The 7105-nt window shown below is 66.5% G+C and carries 6 protein-coding genes; 2 read left to right on the top strand and 4 right to left on the bottom strand.

Annotated features, from left to right (window positions below; all coding sequences use genetic code 11):
* The first annotated feature begins 338 nt into the window (after positions 1-338).
* Positions 339-1148, top strand: coding sequence for a MipA/OmpV family protein (locus AC1DT6_RS03590; RefSeq protein WP_441637123.1), 810 nt, complete (start codon positions 339-341; stop codon positions 1146-1148).
* A gap of 30 nt (positions 1149-1178) precedes the next feature.
* Here AC1DT6_RS03590 and AC1DT6_RS03585 read toward each other — a convergent pair whose 3' ends face one another.
* Complete coding sequence (locus tag AC1DT6_RS03585; protein ID WP_051647945.1) at positions 1179-2105, bottom strand: DMT family transporter; 927 nt, start codon at positions 2103-2105, stop codon at positions 1179-1181.
* A 372-nt stretch (positions 2106-2477) separates the two neighbouring features.
* On the opposite strand from AC1DT6_RS03585, the gene AC1DT6_RS03580 reads away from it, so the two are divergent.
* The gene (locus AC1DT6_RS03580) at positions 2478-2795 is read left to right on the top strand and encodes a PadR family transcriptional regulator (RefSeq protein ID WP_035858983.1); all 318 of its coding nucleotides are present in this window, start codon (positions 2478-2480) and stop codon (positions 2793-2795) included.
* A gap of 284 nt (positions 2796-3079) precedes the next feature.
* Here the strand turns inward: AC1DT6_RS03580 and AC1DT6_RS03575 are convergent, their stop codons facing one another.
* The 3 genes from AC1DT6_RS03575 to AC1DT6_RS03565 are packed head-to-tail and all read right to left on the bottom strand — an operon-like array spanning position 3080 to position 6998.
* The gene (locus AC1DT6_RS03575; protein ID WP_441637126.1) at positions 3080-4099 is read right to left on the bottom strand and encodes a putative 2-aminoethylphosphonate ABC transporter substrate-binding protein; all 1020 of its coding nucleotides are present in this window, start codon (positions 4097-4099) and stop codon (positions 3080-3082) included.
* Between the two features lie 53 nt (positions 4100-4152).
* On the bottom strand, positions 4153-5901 hold the full coding sequence (locus tag AC1DT6_RS03570; RefSeq protein WP_441637128.1) for a putative 2-aminoethylphosphonate ABC transporter permease subunit: 1749 nt from the start codon (positions 5899-5901) through the stop codon (positions 4153-4155).
* Positions 5898-6998: a putative 2-aminoethylphosphonate ABC transporter ATP-binding protein gene (locus tag AC1DT6_RS03565; RefSeq protein WP_441637130.1), complete on the bottom strand. Its 1101-nt coding sequence runs from the start codon at positions 6996-6998 to the stop codon at positions 5898-5900. Before AC1DT6_RS03565 ends, AC1DT6_RS03570 begins: the two co-directional genes overlap by 4 nt.
* Positions 6999-7105: the final 107 nt, after the last annotated feature.

Genomic DNA, 7105 nt, shown 5'->3' with positions numbered 1-7105 from the left:
GAAAAGAGGGGGCCATGTTTGAGTATCGCCTTAAGGCGATGCGAGTTTGGCCCCCGGCCGCTCTTTTTGTCTGCCGACGAGGAGGGGGTCGCCCCATCCGGCGCGCCTTCTTTGCCTACTTTCTTGGCAAGACAAGAAAGTAGGTCGCCGCCCCGCAGGGGTGGTGAAACTGCTTTGACTTTAAGCCTTTGAAGTTGAAGTTAAGGCAGTCCCAAGTCCCAATACCCCAGCAAAAAACCAACACGATCCCCCCGCCACGCCACCCCCACCACATCCAGCTAAAATCCCCCTGCCCCCCGCGCGCAGCGCGGCCCACAAACCGCTACCCCGCGCCCCCCATGCCCACCTACCCGGCGCCCCGCCACGCCCTCCTGGCTCTCGCCCTTTACCTGGGCACCACAGCCGCATGGGCCGCGCCCGAAATGCCCGACGTACCGGCTTCCACCGCTACCACCACCAGCAACTGGAAAATCTCCGCCGGCCCCGGCATCTACGTCGCACCGAAATTCCCCGGTGCCCGCGACTCGCTCATCTACCCGATCATCTACCAGGACATCGACTACAAAGGCCGCTTCTTCTCGCGCGGTTTCGATTTCCTAGGGATCTACGCCGTCAACAACGACATCTGGCAGGTTGGCGCGGATTTCCAGCTCGACCCGACCTGGCGCAAGAGCAAGGACGACAGCCGGCTGAACGGCCTGGGCGACGTCAACATGACCGTGCGGGCGCGGGCATTTGCGCAGGCACAGGTGTCGTTCGTGACCTTCTCGGCGGATGTCGCGCAGGATATCGCTGGCCAGGGACAAGGCCTGATCGCAAACGGCGACATACTGTTCAGCCTGCCCGCGGGTAAGTGGCTATTCACTTTGGGGCCGGGACTGACGTGGACCAACAGCAAGTACATGCAGACTTTCTTCGGTGTCACGGCGGACCAGAGCGCACGCTCCGGCTTGCCCACGCATGCCGTGGGGGCTGGCCTGCGCGAATGGCATGCGAATGGCATCGTCAGCTATGAAATCTCGCGCAACTGGTCCGCGCTGGGCTCGGTGACATTTGCACGGTTGCAGGGCGATGCGGCCAGCAGCCCTATCACCGAGCGGCGTCAGCAATGGACCGGCATGGGCGCGGTGACCTACCGCTTCCGCTAGCCGGCGGCCTTATGGCACGGCCCGCAGTCCTCAGGACCGGCCCGGCCCCGGCACTGCCGTGCCCCCGGCCGCGACCGGGGCGGTGGGCCGCAGCACCAGCCAGACGGCCAGCCCGATCAGCGCCCCGCCCGCCACATGCGCCCATGACAACTGCTCGCCAAGGAAAATGGCGCCCCAGACGATGCCGAACGGCGGGATCAGGAAGGTGACCGTCAGCGAGCGTACCGGTCCGAGGTCGGCGATCAGGCGGTAGTACAGGATGTAGGCGATGGCCGTGCAAAGCATCCCCACTCCGAGCATCGCCAGCCATACACCCGGCCCGGCAGCCGGCAACGTGTTTTCGCGCGCCAGCGCGATCGCGCAGAACGGCAGCAGGAACAGGCTCGCGCCAAACATGCTGCCAGTCGCCACCAGGCGGCTGTCCAGCCCGCCTTGCGCGGTGATCCAGCGCCGCGCAAGGAAGCCGGCCAGGCCATAGCAGGCGGTAGCCACCAGGCAGGCGGCGGCGCCGAGCATCACCTGCGGCGAAAACGCCACCGGACCGGTGCGGGTCAGCACCGCGACGCCGGCCACACCGAGGACGACCCCGCCGGCCTTGGGTAGCGTCAGGCGTTCGCCAAAGCACAGTGCGCCGATCAGGACACCCATCAGCGGCGTCATCGCATTGAACACTGCCGAGTAGCCCGCCGGCAGCCAGAGTGCCGCGAACGAGTACATGACGAAGGGGATGCCGGAGTTGATCACGCCCAGCGCCATGACCTGCCGCAACTTGCCCCGCATATCCCAGCGCACGCGCATAAGGGCCAGGCAGACCGCAAGGGTGATTGCGCCGATCAGTACACGCAGGAAGGCCGCGGTCAGCGGGCCGAGCACCGGCGCCCCGATCCGCAGGAACAGGAAACTGGCGCCCCAGATGGCGGCAAGGCTAAGCAGGCGAATCAGGTCTGCGGGTTTCATGTGAGGGCATCGAGGATGGTGTGCACGGATTAAACCCCGCAGCCGAAGTGGCCGCAAGCTGGTTTCGGACATCTCCCTGCCTGAAACAGGCGCCACGGCAAGGCACTGGAAACAGGCAAAAAAAGTGCCGCACAAGGCTCTCACATGTAAGATTGCAACGTTCATACCCTACTGATGAGGGGACGCCCACATGTGGTACGTGACAAGTCGTATTTAGTTATTTTAAAATCTGATCTGCGCCAGAGTTAATTGACCCCTCCGACGCATTCCCGACAAGCCGCCACTCACGTGGCGGCTTCTTTTTTTGCGGCGCACGGTTCACAACTATAAATCAACGTCAACCGCAACGGGAGATGCCGCGTTTGCAGCGTCATGAAACGACAGTTCCTTGGCTTGCTAGCCCGCATCTACGTCCTCCAATTTGCCGTCGAGGTGCCGGCCACCGTGGCCATGCTGGCCGAGATGCTGATGGAGTACGGCTTCCAGGTCGACATCGGCACCGTCCGCCCCTTGCTGCGTGCCTTGCAGATGGAAGGCTATCTCGAGAGCGTCCTGCGCGACGGCATTGGCCGCGTCTACCTGATCACGGAGCGTGGCCGGGAAGAGCTGCAAAGCAGCCGCGCCCACGTCGACGATCTCCACCGCCGGCTGCACTCCCGCAACAATCCTTCGGAAATCTCCCACAGCTGATTGCCCCGGAGGCCGGCCAACGATATTGGCCGCCCCCCTGGCGCCGCCACAGCCCGGTGTCGGCGCGAGCCCGTACTGGCTTCTCCGATCGCGTTTCCCCCGTACACGTCCCCCCCGCAAAATCGCCCCATGCAGGATCGCTTCGCCGCAATGCTGCATGCGATGCATAACGTACCCGTTTCTGCGTGAGGCAACATGCTTCGCGTCAATGAAGACGGCCCGGCGAGGCCGGCGCGCGGTTGCACCGGCCGCACCGGGCCTGCTGACTGACCGCTCTTGCTGGCTTACTTCTTCTCTGCCTTGCCTTCGTAGCGCTTGCTCCATTCGGCGAGGATGCGATCGCGATTGGCGCTGGCCCAGTTGAAGTCGTTCTTGATCAGGCGCTTCTCGTAGTCGGCCGGCAGCAGCGGATCCGGTTTGGCGATGCCCGGAATGGCCAGGACCGCGAAATTCTTCTCGTACAGCGCCATGGCCTCGGACGAGGCGGAGAAGTCGGCGAGCTTGCGCGCGGCGTCCAGGTTCCTGGTGCCCTTGATGATCGCGGTGGCCTCGATGTCCCAGCCCAGTCCTTCGGCGGGCAGCACGATATCGATCGGCGCGCCTTCCTTCTTGGACTTCATGGCGCGGTATTCAAACGCGATGCCGATCGGGAACTCGCCCTGGGCGGCCATCTTGCAGGGCTTGGAGCCGGAGTGCGTATACAGGCCGATGTTCTTGTGCAGGGCGTCCATGTAGGACCAGCCCTTCTGCTCGCCCATCATCTGCAGCCAGGCGCTGACATCCAGGTAGCCGGTGCCCGACGACGCCGGGTGCGGCATGACGATCTTGCCCGCGTATACCGGCTTGGTCAGGTCGGCCCACGACGTGGGCTTGGGCAAGCCCTGCTTCTGTGCCTCGATCGTGTTGAAGCAGATCGCCGCGCCCCATACGTCCATGCCGACCCATGCCGGCGGGTTGGCGGCGCTGCGGTATTGCGCATCCACCGCGGCCAGGTTCTTGGGCGCGTAGGGCTGCAGCATGCCTTCCTTGTCGAGGATGGCGAGGCTGGAGCCCGCCAGGCCCCACACCGCATCGGCGCGCGGCGCGGCCTTCTCGGCCAGCAGCTTGGCGGTCACGATGCCGGTGGAATCGCGCACCCACTTGATCTCGATCTCGGGATTGGCTTTTTCGAAGGCAGCCTTGTAGGCGGCAATCTGGTCGGCTTCGAGCGCCGTGTAGACCGTCAGCACGGTGCTGGCATGGGCGGCGCCGGCCAGCAGCGAGAAGGCGGCCACAGCGGTGGCGGTGCGGAACAGGTGAGGCATGGTTTCTCCTTGGGATGCGTGTCTTGGTGTCGGGCAAACAGGGTTGGCAGGTCTCAGCCTTGCGGCGCGCGCCAGGCTTGGGTGCGCCGCAGCCAGCCGCGCGCGGCGCCCATCAGCAGCAGGCAGGCCAGCGCGGAGGTCAGCAGGATCAGCGTGGACATGGCCGCCGCCGGCGCGGTGTCGCCGGCATCGTCCATGTTCAGCACAGAAATGGCGGCCAGCACGGTATCCGGGCTGTAGAGGAAGACCACGGCGGACACCGTGGTCATCGCCGAGACAAAGAGGTAGCGGAAGATATCGATCAGTGCCGGCAGGCAAATCGGCACCGTCACGCGCCAGCAGGTGACCAGCGGCGCCACGCCGAGCGAGAGTGCCGCGGCTTCGAACTCCGCATCGAGCTGGCGCAGCGCGGCGGCGGCAGTGAGATGGCCCGTGGTGTAGAAGTGCGCCACGTTGCAGATCACCAGCAGCGTCATGGTGCCGTACAGCGTGTGCAGCGGATTGGACGGCGCGTTGAAGAAGAACACATAGCCCAGCCCGAGGACCAGGCCGGGCACCGCCATCGGCAGCACAAAGCCTGCCCGCAGCACGCCATGCAGCCAGGCCGGCCCGCGCGTGCGTTCGGTCAGCCAGGCGCCGAAGAAAATCGCCAGCGTGCCCGCCAGCGCGGTGAGCGCGGCCAGGCGCAGGCTGTTGCGGTAGGCCAGCCAGCCGCCGCCGTCCATATTGTCGAAGTCGTAGTGCGCCAGCGTCAGCTGCAGGTTGTACGGCCACAGCTTGACCAGCGAAGCGCCCACCGCCGCGGCCAGCACAGTCAGCAGGAGCGCCCCGGTCACGATCACCACGAGCGTGCAGCAGGCGTCGCGCAGCGGGTCACGGCCAGGCACATAGACCTGCGCGCGGCTCGACATCTGCGCGCGCTGGCGGCGCTGCATGGCGATATCCACACCGAAGGTCAGCAAGGCCGGCAACAGCAGCAGCATGCCGATCAGCGCGCCGCGCGCGAACTGCTGCTGGCCTACTACCGCCTTGTAGGCTTCCAGCGCCAGCACCGGGTAGCCGCCGCCCACCACCTTGGGCACACCAAAATCCGTCACTACCAGCGTCAGTACCAGGCAGGCCGCGCCAAACAGCCCGTGGCGGGCCCCTGGCAGCGTCACCGTCAGGAACGTCCGCCACGGCGAAGCGCCCATCGCGCGCGCGGCCTCGTACAGGCGCGCGTCTGCCAGCGAGAGCGCCGCGATCAGCACCATCAGCGCGTGCGGAAAGGTGTAGAAGGCCTCGCCCAGCACGATGCCCCAGAAGCCATAGATGCCGCCCGCGCCAAACGCGCCTTTGAAAATGCCCTGGTTGCCGAACAGGTAGACCAGCGCGATGCCCGGCAGCAGCGAGGGCGCAAACAACGGCAGCAGTGCGATGCCGCGCCACAGCGGCTTGAAGGCGATACGCGAACGCTGCAGCGCATAGGCAAAGCCGAAGGCCAGCGGCACCACCAGAGCGGCCACGGTCAGGGAGACGGCGAGACTGCGCCCCAGCAGCGGTACGAAATTGGGATTGGCTGCAAGCTCCGCCATGCGCGCGGGAAGGGCCCAGTGCCCGGCCTCGTCGAACCAGGCTTGTCCGAACAGCGCCAGCAGCGGAAGCGCCAGCGCCACGGCCAGCGCTGCCAGCCAGAGCCATTTCATCGCGGCGGGCGCGCCGTGGGCGATGCGGTCCGCCAGGCTGCCGGCGCCGCGCGCGCGGCTGGCGATGGTGGCAGCATCGTTCGCTTTGGCGGCGGCCACGGGCAACGCGCGCGTCATGCGAACACCTGCAGCGCCTGGCTCGGCAGCGACACCCAGAACTTGTGGCTGCCCTGCGCCGGCAGCAGGTGGCGTTCCTCGCGCAGTACGTCGGCGAACAGCGTGATGCCCGGCAGGCGATCGGCCTCCAGCATCAGGCGGTAACGGCTGCCCAGGTAGGTCTGGTCAACGATGCGCGCCAGCAAGCGGTTAGGCTCGCCGTCGGCAGGGTGCAGCCGGACCGCTTCCGGCCGGCAGCACAGGCGAACGGCGCCATCGGCGACCTCGCCGGCGCGGGCCGGAGAAACCGCCAGCTCAAGCTCGCCCACGCTGAAGGTGTCGCGCCCGCTGAGCCGTCCCGCCAGCCAGTTGGCCTGCCCGATAAATTCAGCGACGAAAGGCGACGCCGGGCGCTCGTAGATTTCGCCGGGCGTGCCGACCTGGGCGATGCGCCCGCCCTCCATCACGGCGATGCGGTCCGCCATCGCCATGGCTTCTTCCTGGTCGTGCGTGACCATCACGGTGGTGATGTTCAGGCGGCGCTGCAACTGGCGCAGTTCCAGCCGCAGGTGCTCGCGCACGCGTGCGTCGAGCGCCGACATCGGCTCATCGAGCAGCAGCAGCGAGGGCGCCGGCGCCAGCGCGCGCGCCAGCGCCACGCGCTGCTGCTGGCCGCCGGAGAGCTGCCCGGGAAACTTGCGCTCGCTGCCGGCCAGCCCCACCAGCGCCAGCATTTCACCGACGCGTGCCTCGCGATGCGCGCGCCCCATGCCGCGGCCCTGCAGGCCGTAGGCTACGTTCTGCGCCACGGACAGGTTGGGAAACAGCGCATAGGACTGGAACAGGATGCCGTAGTCGCGCGCTTGCGGCGGCAAGCCGGTCAGCTCCCGCCCGCCGGCGTGGATGCGCCCACCGTCTTCACGCTCCAGCCCGGCGACGATCCGCAGCAAAGTGGTCTTGCCGCAACCCGACGGGCCGAGCAGGCACAACAGCTCGCCTTGCGGCACCGACAGCGAAACACCATCCAGTGCCTGGAAACCGCCTGCCCCGCCGAAACGCTTGCCTACCCCTTCGATCGCCAGGAACGCGCGCTCCGGCACGGACTCACCTGCTTGCATGAACAACCCTCTGCGCTTTGGTAACAGCGGGCAGCATAGGGAAACCGGATGCCAGGCGTGTGGCAGCCGGGCAAAGAATCCCGATAAGGGTATTGGCGGATTTTGGG

The organism is Cupriavidus sp. 01L45, assembly GCF_056399885.1.
Note: the sequence above shows the minus strand (reverse complement) of the source record. Positions and strands in the feature narration are given on the sequence as shown.

Bases quoted from the DNA above. Each gene is read 5' to 3' on its own strand.
- AC1DT6_RS03590 (WP_441637123.1), top strand. From the start codon at position 339: ATGCCCACCTACCCGGCGCCCCGCCACGCCCTCCTGGCTCTCGCCCTT.
- AC1DT6_RS03585 (WP_051647945.1), bottom strand. From the start codon at position 2,105: ATGAAACCCGCAGACCTGATTCGCCTGCTTAGCCTTGCCGCCATCTGG.
- AC1DT6_RS03580 (WP_035858983.1), top strand. From the start codon at position 2,478: ATGAAACGACAGTTCCTTGGCTTGCTAGCCCGCATCTACGTCCTCCAA.
- AC1DT6_RS03575 (WP_441637126.1), bottom strand. From the start codon at position 4,099: ATGCCTCACCTGTTCCGCACCGCCACCGCTGTGGCCGCCTTCTCGCTG.
- AC1DT6_RS03570 (WP_441637128.1), bottom strand. From the start codon at position 5,901: ATGACGCGCGCGTTGCCCGTGGCCGCCGCCAAAGCGAACGATGCTGCC.
- AC1DT6_RS03565 (WP_441637130.1), bottom strand. From the start codon at position 6,998: ATGCAAGCAGGTGAGTCCGTGCCGGAGCGCGCGTTCCTGGCGATCGAA.